The 19,297-nt window shown below is 68.4% G+C and carries 17 protein-coding genes; 7 read left to right on the forward strand and 10 right to left on the reverse strand.

Annotation, left to right across the window (positions count from 1 at the left end; genetic code table 11):
• Window positions 1-95 precede the first annotated feature (95 nt).
• From AB0I03_RS18775 to gcvT, 6 genes are all read right to left on the reverse strand, one after another.
• Window positions 96-1,214 carry a Gfo/Idh/MocA family oxidoreductase gene (locus AB0I03_RS18775; RefSeq protein WP_360414406.1) on the reverse strand — a complete coding sequence of 373 codons (1,119 nt, stop codon included), beginning with the start codon at window positions 1,212-1,214 and terminating at the stop codon, window positions 96-98.
• Complete coding sequence (locus tag AB0I03_RS18780; protein ID WP_360414409.1) at window positions 1,211-2,569, reverse strand: mannitol dehydrogenase family protein; 1,359 nt, start codon at window positions 2,567-2,569, stop codon at window positions 1,211-1,213. Before AB0I03_RS18780 ends, AB0I03_RS18775 begins: the two co-directional genes overlap by 4 nt.
• Complete coding sequence (locus AB0I03_RS18785; RefSeq protein ID WP_360414412.1) at window positions 2,557-3,852, reverse strand: enolase C-terminal domain-like protein; 1,296 nt, start codon at window positions 3,850-3,852, stop codon at window positions 2,557-2,559. Before AB0I03_RS18785 ends, AB0I03_RS18780 begins: the two co-directional genes overlap by 13 nt.
• Window positions 3,849-5,285, reverse strand: coding sequence for a glucuronate isomerase (gene uxaC / locus AB0I03_RS18790; RefSeq protein ID WP_360414415.1), 1,437 nt, complete (start codon window positions 5,283-5,285; stop codon window positions 3,849-3,851). The genes AB0I03_RS18785 and uxaC overlap by 4 nt, the downstream gene beginning before the upstream one ends.
• 10 nt (window positions 5,286-5,295) lie before the next feature.
• Complete coding sequence (locus AB0I03_RS18795; RefSeq protein WP_360414418.1) at window positions 5,296-6,603, reverse strand: Gfo/Idh/MocA family oxidoreductase; 1,308 nt, start codon at window positions 6,601-6,603, stop codon at window positions 5,296-5,298.
• 78 nt (window positions 6,604-6,681) lie between these two features.
• Window positions 6,682-7,764 (reverse strand): glycine cleavage system aminomethyltransferase GcvT, encoded by a 1,083-nt coding sequence (gene gcvT, locus AB0I03_RS18800; protein ID WP_360414421.1) that lies wholly within the window; start codon window positions 7,762-7,764, stop codon window positions 6,682-6,684.
• A 114-nt stretch (window positions 7,765-7,878) separates the two neighbouring features.
• Here gcvT and AB0I03_RS18805 point away from each other — a divergent pair, with 114 nt between their 5' ends.
• On the forward strand, window positions 7,879-9,336 hold the full coding sequence (locus tag AB0I03_RS18805) for a leucyl aminopeptidase (RefSeq protein WP_360414424.1): 1,458 nt from the start codon (window positions 7,879-7,881) through the stop codon (window positions 9,334-9,336).
• A gap of 160 nt (window positions 9,337-9,496) precedes the next feature.
• On the opposite strand, the gene AB0I03_RS18810 is transcribed toward AB0I03_RS18805, so the two are convergent.
• Window positions 9,497-9,877 carry an oxidoreductase gene (locus tag AB0I03_RS18810; protein ID WP_360414427.1) on the reverse strand — a complete coding sequence of 127 codons (381 nt, stop codon included), beginning with the start codon at window positions 9,875-9,877 and terminating at the stop codon, window positions 9,497-9,499.
• A 166-nt stretch (window positions 9,878-10,043) separates the two neighbouring features.
• Between AB0I03_RS18810 and lpdA the strand changes: the two genes are divergently transcribed.
• From lpdA to AB0I03_RS18835, 5 genes are all read left to right on the forward strand, one after another.
• On the forward strand, window positions 10,044-11,432 hold the full coding sequence (gene lpdA, locus AB0I03_RS18815) for a dihydrolipoyl dehydrogenase (protein WP_360414430.1): 1,389 nt from the start codon (window positions 10,044-10,046) through the stop codon (window positions 11,430-11,432).
• Between the two features lie 27 nt (window positions 11,433-11,459).
• On the forward strand, window positions 11,460-13,253 hold the full coding sequence (gene sucB / locus AB0I03_RS18820) for a 2-oxoglutarate dehydrogenase, E2 component, dihydrolipoamide succinyltransferase (protein ID WP_360414433.1): 1,794 nt from the start codon (window positions 11,460-11,462) through the stop codon (window positions 13,251-13,253).
• A gap of 189 nt (window positions 13,254-13,442) precedes the next feature.
• Window positions 13,443-13,874 (forward strand): hypothetical protein, encoded by a 432-nt coding sequence (locus tag AB0I03_RS18825; RefSeq protein ID WP_360414436.1) that lies wholly within the window; start codon window positions 13,443-13,445, stop codon window positions 13,872-13,874.
• 212 nt (window positions 13,875-14,086) lie between these two features.
• Entirely contained in the window at window positions 14,087-15,058 is a 972-nt protein-coding gene (locus tag AB0I03_RS18830) for an aminoglycoside phosphotransferase (protein ID WP_360414439.1), read from the forward strand.
• Complete coding sequence (locus tag AB0I03_RS18835) at window positions 15,055-16,038, forward strand: phosphotransferase (RefSeq protein WP_360414442.1); 984 nt, start codon at window positions 15,055-15,057, stop codon at window positions 16,036-16,038. Before AB0I03_RS18830 ends, AB0I03_RS18835 begins: the two co-directional genes overlap by 4 nt.
• On the opposite strand, the gene AB0I03_RS18840 is transcribed toward AB0I03_RS18835, so the two are convergent.
• Window positions 16,039-16,278 carry a hypothetical protein gene (locus tag AB0I03_RS18840; RefSeq protein WP_360414445.1) on the reverse strand — a complete coding sequence of 80 codons (240 nt, stop codon included), beginning with the start codon at window positions 16,276-16,278 and terminating at the stop codon, window positions 16,039-16,041.
• 156 nt (window positions 16,279-16,434) lie between these two features.
• Here AB0I03_RS18840 and AB0I03_RS18845 point away from each other — a divergent pair, with 156 nt between their 5' ends.
• A complete protein-coding gene (locus AB0I03_RS18845) occupies window positions 16,435-17,250 on the forward strand; it encodes a methyltransferase domain-containing protein (RefSeq protein WP_360414448.1) in 816 nt (271 codons plus the stop codon).
• Window positions 17,251-17,634: 384 nt separating this feature from the next.
• On the opposite strand, the gene AB0I03_RS18850 is transcribed toward AB0I03_RS18845, so the two are convergent.
• Together AB0I03_RS18850 and AB0I03_RS18855 are read right to left on the reverse strand one after the other, a co-directional pair.
• Entirely contained in the window at window positions 17,635-18,099 is a 465-nt protein-coding gene (locus AB0I03_RS18850) for a very short patch repair endonuclease (protein WP_360414451.1), read from the reverse strand.
• Window positions 18,100-18,103: 4 nt separating this feature from the next.
• Window positions 18,104-19,258 (reverse strand): DNA cytosine methyltransferase, encoded by a 1,155-nt coding sequence (locus tag AB0I03_RS18855; protein WP_360414454.1) that lies wholly within the window; start codon window positions 19,256-19,258, stop codon window positions 18,104-18,106.
• Window positions 19,259-19,297: the final 39 nt, after the last annotated feature.

The following is a 19,297-nucleotide window of genomic DNA, read 5'->3' on the forward strand; positions in this document are numbered from 1 at the left end:
GTCGCCGAGGCTAACCCGCGCCCTCCGGGAGGGGTCCCGGTCGAGACGATGCAGCGGCCCCGGTCCGGGGACCGGGGCCGCTGCATCGAGGTCGTTCAGGCCCAGGGCAGGCCGAGTTCGCTGAAGAGCTTCCCTTGGCGGGCGGCGTCCTCCACGGCCTGGTCGGCGCCCTTGAGGAGGGTCACGGGGTCGTCGCCGACGCGCTCGAGGTGCTCGGCTCCGACGAGGCGCGGGATCGGGTCGTTGAGGACCCGCTCGAGGACCCCGGTGAAGGTCTTCGCGCGGCGCAGGCCCGAGATGAGGCCGACGCCCTTGTTGCGGTGCGCGAGCAGGTTGTCGAGGAGGTCGGTGCGGCCGTACTGCTTCGGCTCGGCTTCGCCGGGGAGGAGGAGCCGGTCGGTGGGGTACTCGAACCAGGCCTCGCCCTCGGTGCCGCGCACGTACACGTCGCCTTCGAGCTTCCGGTCGCCGCAGAGGGTGACGGCGACGGTGATCTGCACGCCGTTCTTATTGGTGGCGCGCCAGACGGCGGTGTCGTCGACCTCGATGCTCTCGCGGGTGCGCAGGCGCTCGAGCTCGATCGGCCCGTCGAGCGGCCAGTCCCCCGCGAGCGCGATGGCCTCCTGGGAGGCGTGCGCGAAGGGGTTGGCGAGGGCGCCGTCGGCGATGAGGGTGCCGTTGGCCTCGCGCTTGCCGGCCCACGGGGAGCGGCGGTAGTACGAGTCGGGCCGGCGCCAGGAGCCGGCGACGGAGACGGCCTCGACCTCGCCGAGCCGCCCGGCTTCGATGGCGTCGCGGAGGGCGTTGAACGCGTGCGAGCCGAGGGCCTGGAAGCCGACCTGGACGTTGCGGCCGGTCTCGGTCATGACCGCGTAGAGGTCGGCGTATTCGGCGAGGTTGGCGACGGGCGGCTTCTCGAGGTAGACGTCGGCGCCGTGGCGCATCGCGGCGCTGGCGATGGGCAGGTGGGTGGGGGGCGGGGTGGCGATGATGACGACGTCGGGGTCGGTGGCGTCGAGCATGGCGCGGTAGTCGTCGAAGACGGGGAGGTCGCCGACGGGGATGGCGTCGTCCTCGTAGATCTCGGCGGTGTCGCACAGGGCCACGAAGTCGAGTTCGCCGCTGCGGCGGCGGGGTTCGAGGTTGTGGCGGTGGTGCAGGCCGTATCCGTTGGCGCCCACGAGGGCGATGCGGGGCGTGCGGGTCTCGGTCACAAGTGCTCCAGGGTGGTGGCGACGCCGTGCCGGTCGAGTTCGCGCAGCCATTTGGCGGCGGCCCGGCGCAGCTGGTGGTTGTCGGCGACGGTTTCGGGGACGATCTGGTGGAGCCCGAGAATAGCGTCGATGCGCGCGGCGGGGTTGCCCCCGGCGGCGGTGAGGCTCTGGCGGATGGCGTCCTTGAGCGGGTCGTCCAGTGGCAGGTCGCTGCCGGCGTCGGACTTCCCTGCGCAGAACCGGGTCCAGGCGGCGAGCGGGAGCGCGATGAGGTCGAGGTCGACGCGGGCTTCGGCGAGGTCGGCGATGGTGGCGAAGAGCCGCTGCGGGAGCTTCTGGGAGCCGTCCATGGCGACCTGGAGGCACCGGTGCCTGATGCCGGGGTTGCTGAAGCGCTCGAGGACCCCTTCGCCGTATGCGACGGTGTCCTTCCCGTCGGGCGGGGTGAAGCTGGGGGCGATCTGCTCGGCGATGAGCCAGCGCGCGTACGCCTCGGCGCCGGGGAGGGCGAGGGTGTCGCTGATCGTCTCGATGTCGGCGAGCGCGCCGAGGTAGGCGAGGGTGGAGTGGACGCCGTTGAGGGTGCGCAGTTTCAGGCGCTCCCAGCCGGCGACGTCGTGGGTGTAGGTGGCGTCCCAGGCGGGGCGGGGTCCGGCGAAGTCGTCTTCGATGACCCACTGGGTGAACGGCTCGGCTTCGACCGCGGCGAGGTCCGAGACGCCGAGTTCGCGCAGGGCGCGTTCATAGGTGGCCTGCGTGGAGGCGGGGACGATGCGGTCGACCATGCTCGAGGGGAACGTGACGTGCGCCTCGGCCCAGGCGCGGGTCGCCGGGTCGAGGAGGGGTTCGACGGCGGCGCGGGTGGTCTTGCCGTTGTCGGGCAGGTTGTCGCAGCACAGGATCGTGAGCGGCGGTCCGCCTCGGGCGGCGCGCCGGGCGAGTCCGGCGGCGAGGAGCCCGGGGACACCAGCGGGGTCGCGGTAGGCCTTCTCGGTGACGGTGAGGGTGACGACGTGGGTGGTCTCGGCGGCGACGAGGTCGACGGCGCGCTCGTGTTCGGAGGCGATGTGGACGGTGTCCACGATCGAGCCGACGACCCGCATGGAGGCGCCGCCGGGCCCGAGGGTGGCGACGGAGCAGAGGCCGTCCTGTTCGGCGAGGGCGTCGATGACGCCGCGCGAGCGCGGTGCGGCGACGGTGATGCCCCAATCGGTGTCGTCGGTGTAGACGGCCTGGTGGGCGCGGTGGAAGGCGCCCGCGCCGAGGTGGAGGACGCCGGTGGTCTGGGGGCGGTCCCCGGGGACGCGCACGTCCCCGGGGAGCCGCTTCAGGACCGAGTTGGTCAGACGCTCCATGCCGGCCCGTTCGGGAACGAGAACTCGGCGATGGATTCGTCTTTGAGCGTCACCGAGTAGCCGGGCTGGGTGGGCGGCCGGTAGCGGCCGTCCACCACGGTGACGGGGTCGGTGTAGTGCTCGTGCAGGTGGTCGACGTACTCGATCATGCGGCCCTCCAGGGTCTTTCCCACTCGAAGGTATTCGAACATGCCGAGGTGCTGCACGTATTCACAAAGGCCCACGCCGCCGGAATGCGGGCAGACGTCGACGCCGTGCTTGGCGGCCATGAGGAGGGTGGCGAGGACTTCGGGGATGCCGCCGACGCGGCAGGCGTCGATCTGGCAGACCTTGATGGCCTCGGCCTGGAGCAGCTGCTTGAAGATGACGCGGTTGGCGGCGACCTCGCCGGTGGCGACGCGGATGGGGGCGACGGCCTTGGCGATCCTGGCGTGGCCGAGGATGTCGTCCGGGTGGGTGGGCTCCTCGATCCAGTACGGGTCGAAGGCCGCGAGGTGCTTCATGTTCTCGATGGCCTCGGGGACGGACCAGATCTGGTTGGCGTCCATCATGAGCAGGCGGTCGGGGCCGAGGACGTCGCGGATGATGCCGGCGCGGCGCACGTCGTCGGCGACGTCGGGCGAGCCGACTTTCATCTTGGCGGCGGTCCAGCCTTCGGCGACGGCCTGCTCGGTGAGGGCGCGGACCTTGTCGTCGGAGTAGCCGAGCCAGCCGACGGAGGTGGTGTACGCCGGGAAGCCGTCGGTCTGGAGGACCTTGAGGCGGTCCTCGTAGCCGATGCGGCCCTCGTCGAGGATCGCTTCGGCTTCGGCGGGGGTGAGCTCGTCCTCGATGTGCCGGTAGTCGATCTGGGCGGCGAGTTCGGCGGAGTCCATCTCGGCGAGGAGCTGCCACATGGGCTTGCCTTCGAGCTTGGCGCGCAGGTCCCACACGGCGTTGACGATGGCGCCCACGGCCATGTGGGTGGCGCCCTTCTCAGGGCCGAGCCAGCGGATCTGGGGTTCTTGGATGATCGAGCGGGAGAACTCGACGGGGTTCGCGAAGATCTCCTCGACGGTCTTGCCCACGACCAGGTGCTTGAACGCCTGGACGGCCGACGCGACGATCTCCGTGCCGCGCCCGCCGGTGAAGGTGAAGCCGGTGCCGGTGGGGCCGCCGTCGGTGAACAGCTCAACGTAGCAGGCCGAGTAGTCGGCGCGGTTGATCGAGTCGGAGCCGTCGCCGGCGGTCGCGGTCGGGAACCGCACGTCGTGGACTTCGAGTCGTTCTATCCGGGTCGTCACTGGGCGTCCAATCCATAGATCTTGCGGGGCTGGTTGTAGGCGAGATCGATCGCGACCTCGGCGGCTTCCTGCTCGGTCATCCGGTGCTCGGCGACGAGGCGGGCCAGGTAGGCGGCGTCGATGCGGCGGGCCACGTCGTGCCGGGCGGGGATGGAGCAGAACGCGCGGGTGTCGTCCACGAATCCGGCGGTGTTGTAGAACCCGGCGGTCTCGTGCACGGCCTCCCTGAAGCGGCGCATGCCTTCCGGCGAGTCGAGGAACCACCAGGGGGCGCCGATGAACACCGAGGCGTAGCCGCCCGCGAGGGGCGCCAGTTCACGGCTGAAGACCGTTTCGTCCAAGGTGTAGAGGACGATGCGGAAGCGCGGGTCGTTGCCGAACGCGTCGAGGAGCGGCTTGATCCACATCGTGTAATCGGACGAGGTGGGGATGTCTCCGCCCACGTCGCGGCCCCAGCCTTCGTACAGCCACTGGTTGTGGTTGCGGTGCGCCCCGGGGTGGAGCTGCATGACCAGGCCGTCCTCGACGCTCATGCGCGCGAATTCGACCAGCATGTGCGCCGGGAACATCATCATCTCGATCTCGTCGGCTTCACCGGCGAGCGCCTTGTGGAATATCTCGGCGGCCTTTTTCGGATCGTCGAGGGCTGCGGCGGTCCGGTTGCCGTGGTCGGAGCAGGTGGCCCCGGCGGCGATGAAGTCCTGGCGGCGGGCCCGCAGCGCGTCGAGGAATCCGTCGAAGGTCGAGGTGTCGTAGCCGGTCATCTCTCCCAGCTGGTCGACGCGTTCGCGCCAACCGGGCCAGTCCGGTTCGACCAGGTTGTCCGGCCGGAACGTCGTGATGACCTTGCCGCCCTTGCCACCCCACTTGCGGCCGTCGGTGGCCGGCATCCCGGCCAGCGCGGCGTGCGGTTCGAGGGAGTCCACGGGGGACTCGGTGGTGGCGAGCACTTCGATGTTGAAGCGGTCGAACAGGGCGCGGGGCCGGTAGGCCGGTTCGGACAGGCGCGCCGAGAGGTGGTCGTAGAACTCGTCGGCGGTGTCGGGGCCGAGTTCCTTGTAGATCCCGAAGACCTCCGCGAAGGTGTAGTCGAGCCACATCTTGGAGGGGGTGCCGCGGAACAGGCGGTAGTGCTCGGCGAAGCGGCGCCAGATGATGCGTCCGTCCACTTCAGACGGTGTGCCGTCGATCGACGGGACGCCCATCTCGGCGGGGGTGACGCCCTGGCTGTAGAGCATCCGGGTCAGGTAGTGGTCGGGGACGACGAATAGCCGGGCGGGGTCGGGGAACGGCTGGTTCTCCGACATCAGGCGCGGGTCGACGTGCCCGTGGGGGCTGACCAGCGGCAGGTCGGTGGTGCGCTGGTGGATCTCGCGGGCGATGGCGCGCGTTCGCTCGTCGGCCGGGAACAGCCGGTCGGGGTGAAGGCTCATGCGGGGTGTCCTACTTCAGGAGGTCGGCGACGTCGACCGGGAGTCCGGTCTCGATGGACGCGTTCGAGGCCAGGCCCGCGGCGAGGGCGTTGACGCCGTCCTGCGCGGTGGCGGAGCGGTGGTGGGGGTCGGTGTCGCCGTCGAAGAGGACGCCGAGCATGACCTTGTCGCCGCCGCCGTGCCCGGCCCGCTGGTACTCGCCGAGGTCGATCTTCGTGGGCTTGGTCCAGAAGGGGTGGACGGTCAGCTCGTACCAGCCCTCTTCCTCGGCGGCGTCGGTGCCGTGGAGGGTGGCGCCGTTGGGGCCCTTGAGCTTCGGGTTGACATGGTCGTTCTCGACGACGAGGAGTTCGAGGCGGCCCTGGGTGCCGTTGAAGTGCACCCGGTAGCCCTCCCAGGGGGAGTAGGCGGTGAGCCGGTAGGAGAGCGTGACGCCGGAGTCGTAGTCGATGAGGGCCATCATGTCGTCGTAGATGGTGATGCCGGGGGCGAACACGGACCGGTCGCGGATGTAGCCGTCCTCGTCCTCGGCGTCGAGGTACATCTCCTTGAGGCCGGGGCTGTCGGCCATGTGGAGGGCGAACGGGTCGTCCGCGGCGAGCTCGGAGCCGTTGACGCGGTCATAGCCGCGGTCGTGGCCGGTGCGCTTGCCGTTCTCGCCGTAGAACGCGAGCTTGCCCTTGGCGTAGGCGCGCACGGGGGCCGCGTCGAGCCACCAGTTGACGAGGTCGAAGTGGTGGCCGGACTTGTGGACGAGCAGGCCGCCGGAGTGCTCGGCCTCGCGGTGCCAGCGGCGGAAGTAGTCGGCGCCGTGGCGGGTGTCCAGGAGCCAGTCGAAGCCGACGGACGTGATCTCGCCGATCGCGCCTTCGCGCAGGAGTTCGGCGACCTTCTCGTGCAGCGGGTTGTAGCGGTAGTTGAAGGTGACGGTGACCGTGCCCTTCGACTTCGCTTCCGCCTCGAGGATCGCGGCGGCGTGCTCACCCGTTGTGGTCAGCGGCTTCTCGCAGATGACGTCCTTGTCCGCGGCGAGCGCGGCCAGGATGTACTCGTGGTGGGTGGCGTCGACCGAGGTGACGATGACGGTGTCGGGATCGGTCTCGGCGAGGAGCTTGTCGAAGTCGGCCGCGGCGTAGGCGGCGGGGGCGGGGTGGCCGGCGGCTTCGATCGCTTCGCGGTGGCGGGCGATGCGCTTGGGGTTGGTGTCCGCGAGGGCCACGAGGAGGGCGCTGCCGCTCCGCTCGGTGATGGCCTTGCGGTACATCGTGGCGCGTGAACCGGTTCCCACGAGGGCATAGCGATGCGGCGTGCCAGGCATGTGACTCCTTCGTCGGCGAGTTTTGGTAAACGCTATCGGAGAAACTTGCCACAATCAAGAGCCGGATCTGGCCTGGGCTTATTTCGGCGTGGCCTTCGTGAACGGGGGCTTGACAACTCGAATTGGCAACCGGCGTCCACGCACATCGAGCTCAAGCTCGGCGCCCGGCTTGTACGACGCGTCGAGCAGCGCCAGCGCCACGCCCTTCTTCAAGGTCGGCGCGTGCGTCCCGGATGTGGTCTCCCCCACTACGTCGTCGCCGTCCATGACCGACATGTGGGCGCGCGGCACGCCCTTGCCCGCGGCCTCCAGGCCCCACAGCCGCCGCTTCGGGCCCGCGGCCCGCTCCGCCTCCAGCGCGGCCTTGCCCCAGAACTCCGGCTTGTCCCAGCCGATCGCCCAGTTCAACCGCGCCTGCACTGGCGTGATCTCCAGGCTCAGGTCCTGGCCGTGCAGCGGGTAGCCCATCTCCAGGCGCAGCGTGTCGCGCGCGCCGAGCCCGCACGGGGCCGCGCCCGCGACGAGGACGCCGTCCCACAGGTCCACCGCGGCCTCGTTCGGCACCACCAGCTCGAACCCGGTCTCGCCGGTGTAGCCCGAGCGGCAGACGATCACATCAGCCTGGTTCACCAGGTGCTCGCGGAAGGTCATGTACTCGTGGTCGTGCGGCAGGCCCAGGTACTCGAGGATGCGGGGCGACTCGGGCCCCTGCACCGCGATCACCGCGAACGAGCGGTGCACGTCGCGCACCTCGACCCCGTCCGGGGCGGCCTCGCTCAGGCGGCGCGCCACCTCGGCCGTGTTGGCGGCGTTGGGGATCAGGAAGACCTCGTCGTCCGAGAACCGGTACGCGATGAGGTCGTCGACCACGCCGCCGTCCTCATCGAGGCACAGCGTGTACTGCGCGCCGCCCGAGCCGATCCGGTCGAGGTCGTTCGCCAGGCACCGGTTCACGAACGCCGCCGCGCCCGGACCCCGCACCCACACCTTGCCCAGGTGCGAGACGTCGAACGCGCCCACACTCGTGCGGACCGCCTGGTGCTCGGCGAGCACGCCGCTCGCGTACTGGAGCGGCATGTTCCAGCCCGCGAATTCGGCGAACTTCGCGCCGTGGACCAAGTGGCGTTCGTGCAGGGGCGAGGTGAGCAGAGTCTCTGACATGGGACAGAGACTATCGCGGCCGTCCCAGTGACTAGGATCGGAGCATTTGGTCCCCACCGCGGCCGCAATGGTTGTCATTCCGTGCGCCGTGGACCACGACGCTAAGGATGCACCGTGACAGAACTGATCAACGCCTCCGGCGACATTGCGGCGGCTGACGCCGAAGTGCTCGTCGTCGGCGTCTTCTCCGGCGAGGACGCCCCCGAGCTCCCCGGGAGCCTCGCGGGCGTCGACGCTGCCTTCGGCGGACGCCTCGCCGAGCAGCTCGCGGTCCTCGGCAACACCGGCTCGGCCTCCTCGCTCACCCGCCTCCCCGCCCCCGAGGGCCTCGCGGCGACGCTGGTCTACGCGGTCGGCCTCGGCGACGCGGACGACCTCGACGACGAGACCCTGCGCCGCGCCGCCGGCACCGCCGTGCGCGCCGCGTTCGGCAAGGCCAGTGTCGCCATCGCATTCGAGGGCGACCCCGAGGCGACCGCCGTGGGCGCCGCCCTCGCCGCGTACAAGTTCGCGGGCTACAAGACCGACGGCAACACTGAGGCCGCCCCCGCCGAGATCCGCGTCTACGGCGCCAACGAGGCCGCCGTGTCCAAGGCCGCCGTGCTCGCCGAGAGCGTCGCCCTCGTCAAGGACTGGGCCGACACCCCCGCGAACCTCCTGCGCCCGCCCGGCTTCGCCATCGAGATCGAGCAGGCCGCCCACGACGCCGGCCTCGAAGTCGAGATCCTGGACGCCGAAGCGCTCGCCGCGGGCGGCTACGGCGGCGTGCTCGCCGTCGGCGGCGGCTCGTCCGCCGAACCGCGCCTGGTCCGGCTCTCCTACCGGCCCGAAGGCGCGACCAAGCACGTCGCGTTCGTCGGCAAGGGCATCACCTTCGACTCCGGCGGCATCAACATCAAGCCCGGCGCGGGCATGTGGGACATGAAGGGCGACATGGCCGGAGCCGCGGCCGTCGTCGGTGCGACGCTCGCCGCCGCGAAGCTGGGCCTGGCCGTCAACGTCACGTGCACGGTGGCGCTGGCGGAGAACATGCTCTCGGGCTCCTCGTTCCGCCCGTCCGATGTGATCACCATCCGCGGCGGCAAGACGGTGGAGGTCCTCAACACCGACGCCGAGGGGCGCCTGGTGCTCGCCGACGCGATCTCGCGGGCGCTCGAAGACGAGCCCGACGCGCTGTACGACGTGGCGACCCTCACGGGCGGTCAGCTCATCGCGCTGGGCCGGCGCACCATGGGCCTCATGGGCACCGACACCGAGACCGAGCGGCTGCGCCGCCTCGGCGAGGTCACCGGCGAGCACGGCTGGCCGATGCCGTTCCCCGAGGACATCGTGAAACTCATGGAGTCCTCGATCGCCGACGTCTCGCAGTGCGCGACCGGCCTCAAGCGCGACGGCCACATGGTCCAGGGCGGGATCTTCCTGTCGAAGTTCGTGCCCGAGGACCTGCCGTGGGCGCACCTCGACATCGCCGGCCCGGCCGACTCCGACTCGACCTACGGGTACATCGCGAAGGGCGCGACCGGGTTCCCGGTGCGCACCCTCGTGGCGCTGCTCGAAGAGTTCACCGTGTAACTACACCGATGTGAACAAAGGGCCCGGCTCAACTCATTGACGGCTCGCAAGCGTCGCCGAGAGTGCCGGGCCCTTTTCTCGTCCGACCGCCCTCACCACCAAGTGGCGGGACAGTGCGGCGAATATTGCGGAATCGTTGCGCGAACGGCAGGGGAAATCGCTACTGGCGACGCTGCTGCTCGAGCTTCCGCCGCGCGTCGAAATCGCGTTTACGCTGCGGATATCCGGTCTTGGCGACCTCGTACACCGGGGTGTTGTACTTGCGGCCCAGGGCGAACGCGCCCGCCGGGCCGTCCACGCGGCGCCGCGTCCACTCGCCGTCGTGCGCGATCAGCATGACGGTGGTCTCGGTGACCGTGGTCTTCGGCTCGAGGTAGGCCTCGACGCCCGTGCGCGTCTTGATGAAATCGATCAGATGCCGCTGGTCAGCGTTGTCAGAGGCACGGTCCAGCGTTCCCTTGCCCTGTTTCTTCTTCCGTCCGAACAAGCCCACGGCCGCTCCTCCCGCACCACTTGAGGCGTGATTTCCAAGCGTACACATGCCCTAGGACACCTGTGTCCAGCCGCACATGAACGGGACTTTCCGAATGCTCGCAGCAAGCGGTTGAATGGTGTTGCACACTCCAACCACAGGGTCTGGCCGATCACGAGTCGCCGCCGGTGGAAGGATGGGCTCCGAACCTAACGCATCTTAAGTGGGGAGAGCAATGAGCGACCCGAACGCAGGATACGACGTCGTCATCCTGGGCGGCGGCAGCGGCGGCTACGCCTCCGCCTTCCGGGCGGCTGAGCTGGGCCTGTCGGTGGCCCTGATCGAAAAGGACAAGGTCGGCGGCACCTGTCTGCACCGCGGCTGCATCCCCACCAAGGCGCTGCTCCACGCCGGCGAGGTCGCCGACACGACCCGCGAATCCGACCAGTTCGGCATCCTGGCGGAGTTCAAGGGCGTCGACATGGGCGCCGTCAAGAAGTACAAGGACGACGTCGTCGCCCGCCTGTACAAGGGCCTCCAGGGCCTGGTCAAGGCCCACAAGGTCGAGTTCATCAACGGCACCGGCAAGCTCGTCGGCCCGAACACGGTCGAGATCGACAACGGCCAGCGGGTCACCGGCCGCAACATCATCCTCGCCACCGGCTCGTACTCCAAGACCCTCCCCGGGCTTGAGATCGACGGCGAGAAGATCATCGCCTCCGAGCACGCGCTCGAGCTCACCGAGCTGCCGAACAAGGCCATCGTCATCGGCGGCGGCGTCATCGGCGTCGAGTTCGCCTCCGCCTGGAAGTCCCTGGGCGTCGAGGTCGAGATCATCGAAGGCCTCCCCCGCCTCATCGCGGCCGAGGACGCCGACTCGTCGAAGCAGCTGGAGCGCGCGTTCCGCAAGCGCGGCATCAAGTTCCACACCGGCAAGTTCTTCGAGAAGGTGGAGAAGACCGCCTCGGGCGTGCAGGTCACGATCCAGGGCGGCACCGTCGTCGAGGGCGACATCGTGCTCGTCGCGGTCGGCCGCGGCCCCTCCACCGCGAACTGCGGCTACGAGGAGCAGGGCGTCAACATGGACCGGGGCTTCGTCCTGGTCGACGAGAACCTCCTGACCAACCTGCCGAACGTGTACGCCGTCGGCGACATCGTCCCCGGCATCCAGCTCGCGCACCGCGGTTTCGCGCAGGGCATCTTCGTGGCCGAGCACATCGCGGGCCTGAACCCGACCCCGATCGACGAGGCCGGCATCCCCCGCGTGACCTTCACCGAGCCCGAAGTGGCCTCGGTGGGCCTCAACGAGGACAAGGCGAAGGAGAAGTACGGCGCCGACAAGATCAAGTCGGTGTCCTTCAACCTCGCCGGCAACGGCAAGTCGATCATTCTCAAGACCCAGGGCTTCATCAAGCTCGTGTCGGTCGAGGGCGGCCCGATCGTCGGTGTCCACATGGTCGGTTCGCGCATCTCCGAGCAGGTCGGCGAAGCCGAGCTGATCTTCAACTGGGAGGCTTACGCCGACGACGTGGCGAAGCTGATCCACATGCACCCCACCCAGAACGAGGCGATCGGCGAAGCGGCGATGCTGCTGGCCGGCAAGCCGCTGCACGTCCACGACTAATCCACAACCGCAGGAGTTGAACGAACGATGCCGACATCGGTAACGATGCCCGCTCTCGGTGAGTCGGTCACCGAGGGGACAGTCACCCAGTGGCTCAAGAAGGAAGGCGACACCGTCGAGGTCGACGAGCCGCTCCTTGAGGTCTCGACCGACAAGGTCGACACCGAGGTTCCTTCGCCGGTCGCGGGTGTGCTGCTGAAGATCGTGGTTCCCGAGGACACGGACGTCGAGGTCGGCGGCGAGCTGGCGATCATCGGCGACCCGTCCGAGGCCGCCGGGGACGCTCCGGCCTCCCCGGCTCCGGCCCAGGAGCCGCTGCCCGAGCCCGAGCCTGAGCAGGCTCCGGCCGCGCAGGAGTCCAAGCCCGCCGAGGCGCCCGCCGCCGAGGCCCCCGCTTCGAGCGGCGCGGCCGAGGGGACCGAGGTCCTGCTCCCCGAGCTGGGCGAATCGGTCACCGAAGGCACGGTGACGTCCTGGCTCAAGGCCGTGGGCGACACCGTCGAGGTCGACGAGCCGCTGCTGGAGATCTCGACCGACAAGGTCGACACGGAGATCCCGTCCCCCGCCGCGGGGACGCTCCTGGAGATCCGGGTCGCCGAGGACGAGACCACCGAGGTCGGTTCCGTGCTCGCGATCATCGGCTCCGGTTCCGCTGCGCCCGCCGCCCCGGCCGCCCAGCCGACGCCGGCCGCTCAGCCGACTCCGGCCGTGAAGTCCGAGCCTGAGCCGGAGACGGCTTCGGCGACGCTTGCGAGCCGTCAATTGGCAGAGTCTGCGCAGGCGGAAAGCACGCCGACCAAGCCGGCGCCGGCCGCGCCGGAGACCGCTCCTGCGCCCGCTGCGGCACCTGCCGCAGCGCCGGCTCCCGCCGCGTCCAAGCCCTCGGGCTCGTACGTGACGCCGCTGGTGCGCAAGCTCGCCTCCGAGAACGGCGTGGACCTCTCCGAGGTCACCGGTTCCGGTGTGGGCGGACGCATCCGCAAGGAGGACGTCCAGGCCGCCATCGACGCGAAGCGGGCACCGGAGCCGGCTCCGGTCGCCGCCGCTTCCGCTCCGGCTCCCGCCAAGGCTGCTGCGGCTCCGGCCGAGGTCAGCCCGCTGCGCGGCCGCACCGAGAAGATGAGCCGCCTGCGTCAGGCCGCCGCCAAGGCGCTGCTGAACTCGATGCAGTCCACGGCGCAGCTGACGACGGTGCGCGAAGTGGACGTCACTAAGGTGGCGAAGCTGCGCGCGGCCAAGAAGGACGAGTTCCTCGCCCGCCACGGCGTGAAGCTCTCCTTCCTGCCGTTCTTCTCGATCGCCGCGATCGAGGCGCTCCAGCAGTACCCGATCGTCAACGCCTCCATGAACATGGAGGAGAAGACGATCAACTACCCGGACGCCGAGCACGTGGGCTTCGCGGTGGACACGCCGAAGGGCCTCATCGTCCCGGTCGTCAAGAACGCCGGCGACCTGAACATCCCGGGCCTGGCCAAGCGGATCGCCGAGATCGCCAAGAAGGCCCGCGACGGCGGCCTGGCACCCGACGATCTGTTCGGCGCCACCTTCACCATCACCAACACCGGTTCGGTGGGCGCGCTGTTCGACACGCCGATCGTCCCGCTCGGACAGTCCGCGATCCTCGGCACCGCCGCGATCGTCAAGCGTCCCCGCGTGATCAACGACCCTGAACTGGGCGAGGTCATCGCGGTGCGTTCGGTCATGCACCTGACGCTGAGCTACGACCACCGCCTCATCGACGGCGCCGACGCCGCCCGCTACCTCGAAGCGGTCACTAAGCGCATCGAAGAGGGCAACTTCGAACACCAGCTGGGTCTGTAAGGCCGGTAACGACACCGGAAGGGGCGCGGCGGGATGATCCCGCCGCGCCCCTTCTGTGTGCAATTGCCACAGTCCTGCAGCTGCAGGCGGTCTCCACAAGTCGCGGCACCTACCCGTAACCGGCAAAGCGTGTCCTCGTTGTTCCTACAACCCACCTTTTGTGACCCCACGCGGAAGTTAGGAACTCGAATGTCGATCGAGTACAACGAACTCCTCGCCATGTTGATGGAGACCCGCCCCGAATTCGCGACCGAGCTGTACAACTGGACTGACGGCCCCGACCTTCCCGACTACGACGCCATCACTGTCTCCCGCAGGACCATCACACTGCCCGAACAGCCCAACAGACTCCGCGTCTGCGTCGCCGCGGCGTACTCGAAAGGCGAGGAACGGGTCGTCGCCCTCCTGTTCGACGCCGTGCTCCAACCCGACCCCGCCCAGGCCGAGTCGTGGCTGCGGTTCATGACGGACGCGCAGCGCGCGATGAGCTGCATGGTGGTCTTCGTGGTGCTGTGCCGCGACGCGAAGACCGCCGACTGGGCCCTCACCTACAGCGCCGTCGGCGACATCGGCTGCTATGTACTGCCGGTGGTGATTCCCTCCTTGCTCGCGAACGCATAGAATGAGAGCCGGCCCTCGCCGCCGTCCCCACCACGGCAGCGAGGGTCCTCGCGTCCCGACCGCGAACCCGGCACACGCCCGTTGTCGCACCCCCATGGGACGCTTGAAAGCGGGGGCCCTCCCGATGCCCGTTTTGAAGGCTGACGCCGGAATCGCCCCATCCCCCGCTAATCCCGTTGCGACACCGCCGAAGCCGGTCCACACTCATCCCCATGTCCCGATTCGGACCCACGGTCCCCTACGACGCCACCGCCGTCCGCAGCGACTGGTCGACGCTCCCCGCGTACGTCCAGGAGCGCATCATCGCCGAGCTCGGCGGCAAGCCCGCCGATATCCGCATGGCCGGCGGCGGCTTCAGCAGTGCCTTTGCCGCCCGCATCCGCGCCGAATCCGGCGCCGAGCTCTTCGTCAAGGCCGCCGGCCCCGACAACTCCTGGGCGCTCGACGTCTGCCGCCGTGAAGCGCTCATCAACACCGCACTCCCCCAAGGCGTTCCGGCCCCGCGCCTCGAGTTCGCCGCCGACTTCGAGGATTGGACCGTCCTCGGCTTCGAAGCCGTCGAGGGCCGCGCCCCGACCCTCCCCATGAGCCCGCGCGACCTCGACCTCATGCTCGACGCCTGGGCCGCCGCAGCCGCCGCCCTCACCCCGGCCCCGCAGGCGCTGCTCGACCTCGGTGTCAGCGCCCGGCCCGTCGACCACCACCTGCGCCAGTTCGCCTTCATCGACTCGGGCGGCATCGAGCCGTTCGCGATCCCGCCCGTCCTCGAAGGGCGCATCAGCGAACTCGCGCAGCTCGAACAGGGCATCGACGAGGCTCTCACCGCCGACTCGGTCATGCACTTCGACCTGCGCCCGGACAACATGATCGTCGGCGCCGACCAGGCCTGGATCTGCGACTGGAACTGGGTCGAGGTCCACTCGACCTGGTTCGACACCGCGTGCCTCCTCATTGCGGCCCATGGCGACGGCCACGACGCCGACGCGCTCTTCTGGGCCCACCCGACCGCCGCGGGCGTCACCGCCGACCAGCTCGACACAGCGCTCGCCTCGATCATCGGCTACTACCTCAGCCAGGCGGACGATCCCCCGATCCCCGGCGTCTCCCCGTACATCCGCGCCCACCAGCGCTGGAGCGGCAACGCCGCCGCCGACTGGCTCGCCCAGCGACGCGGCTGGACATGACCGGCCCCGACCAGCCGACGAACTTCGGCAGGCCACTCGACTACGCCGCCACCGCGATCCGGCCCGCGTACTCGACACTGCCCGCGTCCGTGCGCGCACGCATCGCCGCCGCGCTGGGCGGCGAACCAGTCTCTGTCGCCATCGCGGGCGGCGGTTTCACCTCCGGCTTCGCGGGCCGTCTCAGGGCCGCCTCGGGTGCCGAGCTCTTCGTGAAAGCCGCCGGGCCGCACCCTGCTGAGCTCCACGGCCTCTACCGCGCCGAAGCCCGCGTCACCGCCGCGCTCCCGCCACAGATCAGCGCCCCGGCCGTTCGATTCCACGCCGACATCGACGACTGGACCGTCGCCGGATACGAAGCGCTCCAAGGCGAACCCCTGACGCTCCCCATGCGCCCCGAGACGCTCGACCTCATGCTGGACGCCTGGGCGACGGCCGCAAGGGCGCTCAATCCACCGCCGCCGGACCTCCTCGCGTGCGGCATCCGCCCCAAGACCGCCGAGAACCTCAGCTTCTTCCAGAACGTCGCCAACGGCAGTGCCTCGCCGATCCCGCTGCCGCCGAGACTCGACGGGCGATGGACCGAGCTGGCGGCGCTCGAAACCGGCATCGACCGCGTCTTCGCCACCGACCAGGTGACCCACGGCGATCTGCGGCCCGACAACTTCGTCCTCGGCGAGGGCTGGGCCTGGATCTGCGACTGGTCCAAGCCCCGGTACGTGCCGCCATGGGTGGACACGGTGAACGTGCTGATCGTCGCGCACGGCGACGGTCACGACGCGGAACAGCGCTTCTGGTCGCAACCGACCGCCGACGGCGTCACGAGCGACGAACTCGACACGACGTTGGCCGCGATCACCGGTGCGCTGCTCTACGGCTGGCCTACCGCCCCCGAACGGCTCGTCTCCCCCGCGATCAAGACCCACATGCGCTGGGCGGGACTCGCGGCGGCCGACTGGCTCGCGCAGCGTCGCGGCTGGTGATCACTCCGCGGTGAACAGCTCCGAGGCGCTCGATACGAACGGGGCCCTGAACAGCCACGACTCGATGAGCGCATCGTCGGTGCACGAGGCGAAGCGTGCCCGCTCCTCGTCGCTGAGCCGCACGCCGTTGCCGTCGAGGAACGCCAGCACCGCCCTCACCAGCCTCGCCCGGGTCTCGACGCGGACCGTTTCGCGACCCGCCGCGTGGGCTTCAGCGCGCTCAAGTGGCATGTTCCTCATGGATTCACGCTAAAGGGCAATCGAACCGCGCGCGGGAACTGCGAACACGTGTCGCTTGTCAGTTTTACGACATTTGCGACCTGATCAAGTCCGCAGCCCTCCCATTATTCAGGAAGTTGCTCCCACATGTTAAACATATCTCGATAAGCTCACCGCATGGCGAAAGAGACTGCGACCTACATCCACGGTCACCACGAATCCGTACTGCGTTCCCACGCTTGGCGAACGGCAGAGAACTCGGCGGCATACCTGCTGCCCGAGCTGCGATCGGACAGCAAGATCCTCGACATCGGCTGCGGCCCAGGCACAATCTCAGCCGACTTCGCCGCGCTCGTCCCGAACGGGCATGTCACTGCGGTCGACCACGCACCGGCCATCGTGGAGCAGGCCGCGAAGGAGGCCGAGTCCCGGGGCCTCGCGAACATGACCTTCGGAGTCGCCGACGTCCACGACCTGCAGTACGCCGACGCCACTTTCGATGTGGTGCATGCCCACCAGGTCCTGCAACATGTGGGCGATCCGGTCCAGGCGCTGAAAGAAATGCGGCGAGTGGCCAAGCCGGGAGGCGTGGTCGCGGTGCGCGACAGCGACTACCGGGCCTTCACCTGGTTCCCGGCATCAGAGGGCCTGAGCAAGTGGCTCGACCTGTATGAGGAGGTCGCCGAGGCAGGCGGCGGAGAGCCGAACGCGGGCCGCATGTTGAAGGCCTGGGCACTGCGAGCCGGATTCGATGAGCACTCCGTCAAGGCGACCTCCACAACCTGGACCTTCAGCAACGAGCAGGAACGCGATTGGTGGGGCGGCCTCTGGGCCGACCGTGCACTGCACTCCGACTTCGCCAAGCAGGCCATAGGGGGCGGACACGCCACCCAGGAAGAGCTGCAAGCAATCTCGGACGCATGGAAAGCCTGGGGAGCAAACCCGGAAAGCTGGCTGATGCTCCCCCACGGTGAAGTCCTGGCCCGGGCCTGACCTCAGGGCTCCACGATCGTCCGCGGCGGCGTTCAGCGCCCGCTTCGGGTCCCGACGCCGGAGTCCTGCTACAGGTCCTACGGGATGGCGTAATGCACGACCCGCTGAGAGACAACTGAGCTGAAACGCCGGCCAGGTGGCCGCCGATCGGTGCCCCACGCCCCTGAGGGCGAGCGCTCCTCGACCGACTCCACCGCCCGCAGCAGCGACGGCGCAACCTTCGTGTCGCGTCTAAATTGGAGCTCGGCACGTCGAGCCAGCCGGCGCAGGTGTCGCCGATGAGATGCCGATCATGGCGGCGATGACGGGGGGAAGAACGGCCCAGCACGACCCCTCGTACAACTCGATGAACGGTCGAGGAAGCGGCGGGCGCTCCCACCACCGCTATCGCAGGTTCTTCATGTCCGGTTCTGTTTGTGTCGCTCCACTGAGCTCCAGGTAGACACGCTTGACCTGAAGCGCGGCATCGGTCACACTTTCATGTTCCCAAACTCGGATGACGGTCCATCCGGCGGCTTGCAGAACTTCCGTTGTCTCCGCATCTCGCTCTCGATTTCGACGTACCTTCTCACTCCAATATTCAGCGTTCGTTCTCGCAATGGTGTGATGGTCCGGGCAACCGTGCCAGAAACAGCCATCGACAAAGACTGCCAGTTTCACCCGGGTGAATACGAGATCGGCGGTACGCCGGAAATTCAACAGAGGGCGCGTCGCGACTCGATATCGCAGTCCTTCGGCATGAAGTATGCGCCGCAGCGCCAGCTCGGGTTTGGTATCGCACGATCTGTTCGACTGCATGCTCTTGCGCACGCCCTCACTGGATGCCCGATCAGGTCGCTTCACAACCATGGCTTCAGTCCTCGACGAAATCGATTTCCGGGCTCGGCTCCGTGAGGTTCCCGGTCGCCCGCAGATGGGAATGGATATGGACTGCCAACGACTCTGCGAGCTGCACAGGGACAGCATTGCCGATCTGCCTCGCGATCTCCGTCTTCGATCCGCACCACTGGAAATAATCGGGGAAACCCTGGAGTCGGGCCGCCTCATGATGACTGATCGCACGGTCTTCGGTGGGATGCAGGTACCGCCCCTTCTCGGGTTTGAAGAATTCGGTTCGAATAGTGACCGAAGGACCTTCCCAACGCAATCGACCCATGACATCACCGGCGCCGGTGGAGTGTTTCTTCCAACAGGGGGCTTTGAGTTCTTCGGGAAGATCGAATCGATTGCCGCCTCGAGGAATCCAACTGAATCGCTCCTTAGAGAGATCCGAGTAATTTCGAGTGACGTGAAGCTCGTCGGCGGCATATGGCCCCGGAACCGATACCCCGAATACTTTGAACTCGCGGGATGCAGGCAAATCGATCCGTTCCGGCGGAATCATCTCATCGATACCGCTGAGCGCTTCCTTGACTCGCATCCAATCGTTCTCGGAAACCGTCGGCTCTGGCAATTCGAGCTTCGGAATGTCCTTCCGGGTTCCGATGACGATGACTCGCCTCCGCAATTGAGGAGCACCGTAGTCCGTCGCTTTCAGCACATCGAAGGCGACCCGATAATTCTCCAGCCGTCCACCCGGCTCCAACTCGGAAAGGAAGGCCTCGAACTGACGGGATTTCCTGAATCGGTCGACGTTCTCCAGCAGAAAGACCTTCGGCTCGACCCGGGTGAGTGTTTCGACGTAACGATTCCACAGCTCGTTCCGCTCGTCATCCTCCCGTTTGGCTCCCAGATTCGAGAATCCTTGACATGGCGGACCGCCCACTACGACATCCGCATCCGGGATCGGTCCATCCAGCCAATCGGCGATGTCTCCGTGGTGCACGTGTTCCGCACCGAAGTTCGCGGCGTACGTCGCCGCCGCCTGGAGGTCCTTCTCCACTGCGGCCACCGGCTCGAAATGGCCGGACTGGCGAAAGCCCTGGGAAAGACCGCCGCAGCCGGCGAAAAGATCGATGACCTTCAAGATTCCGCCTGCAGCGGCAAGATCTGCGTCGAATGCGACCAAGGGTCGTTGGCACCACCTTCCGGGATACGAGGGTCGCGG

This window comes from Glycomyces sp. NPDC021274 (assembly GCF_040641195.1).
Taxonomy (GTDB): Bacteria; Actinomycetota; Actinomycetes; order Mycobacteriales; family Micromonosporaceae; genus Glycomyces.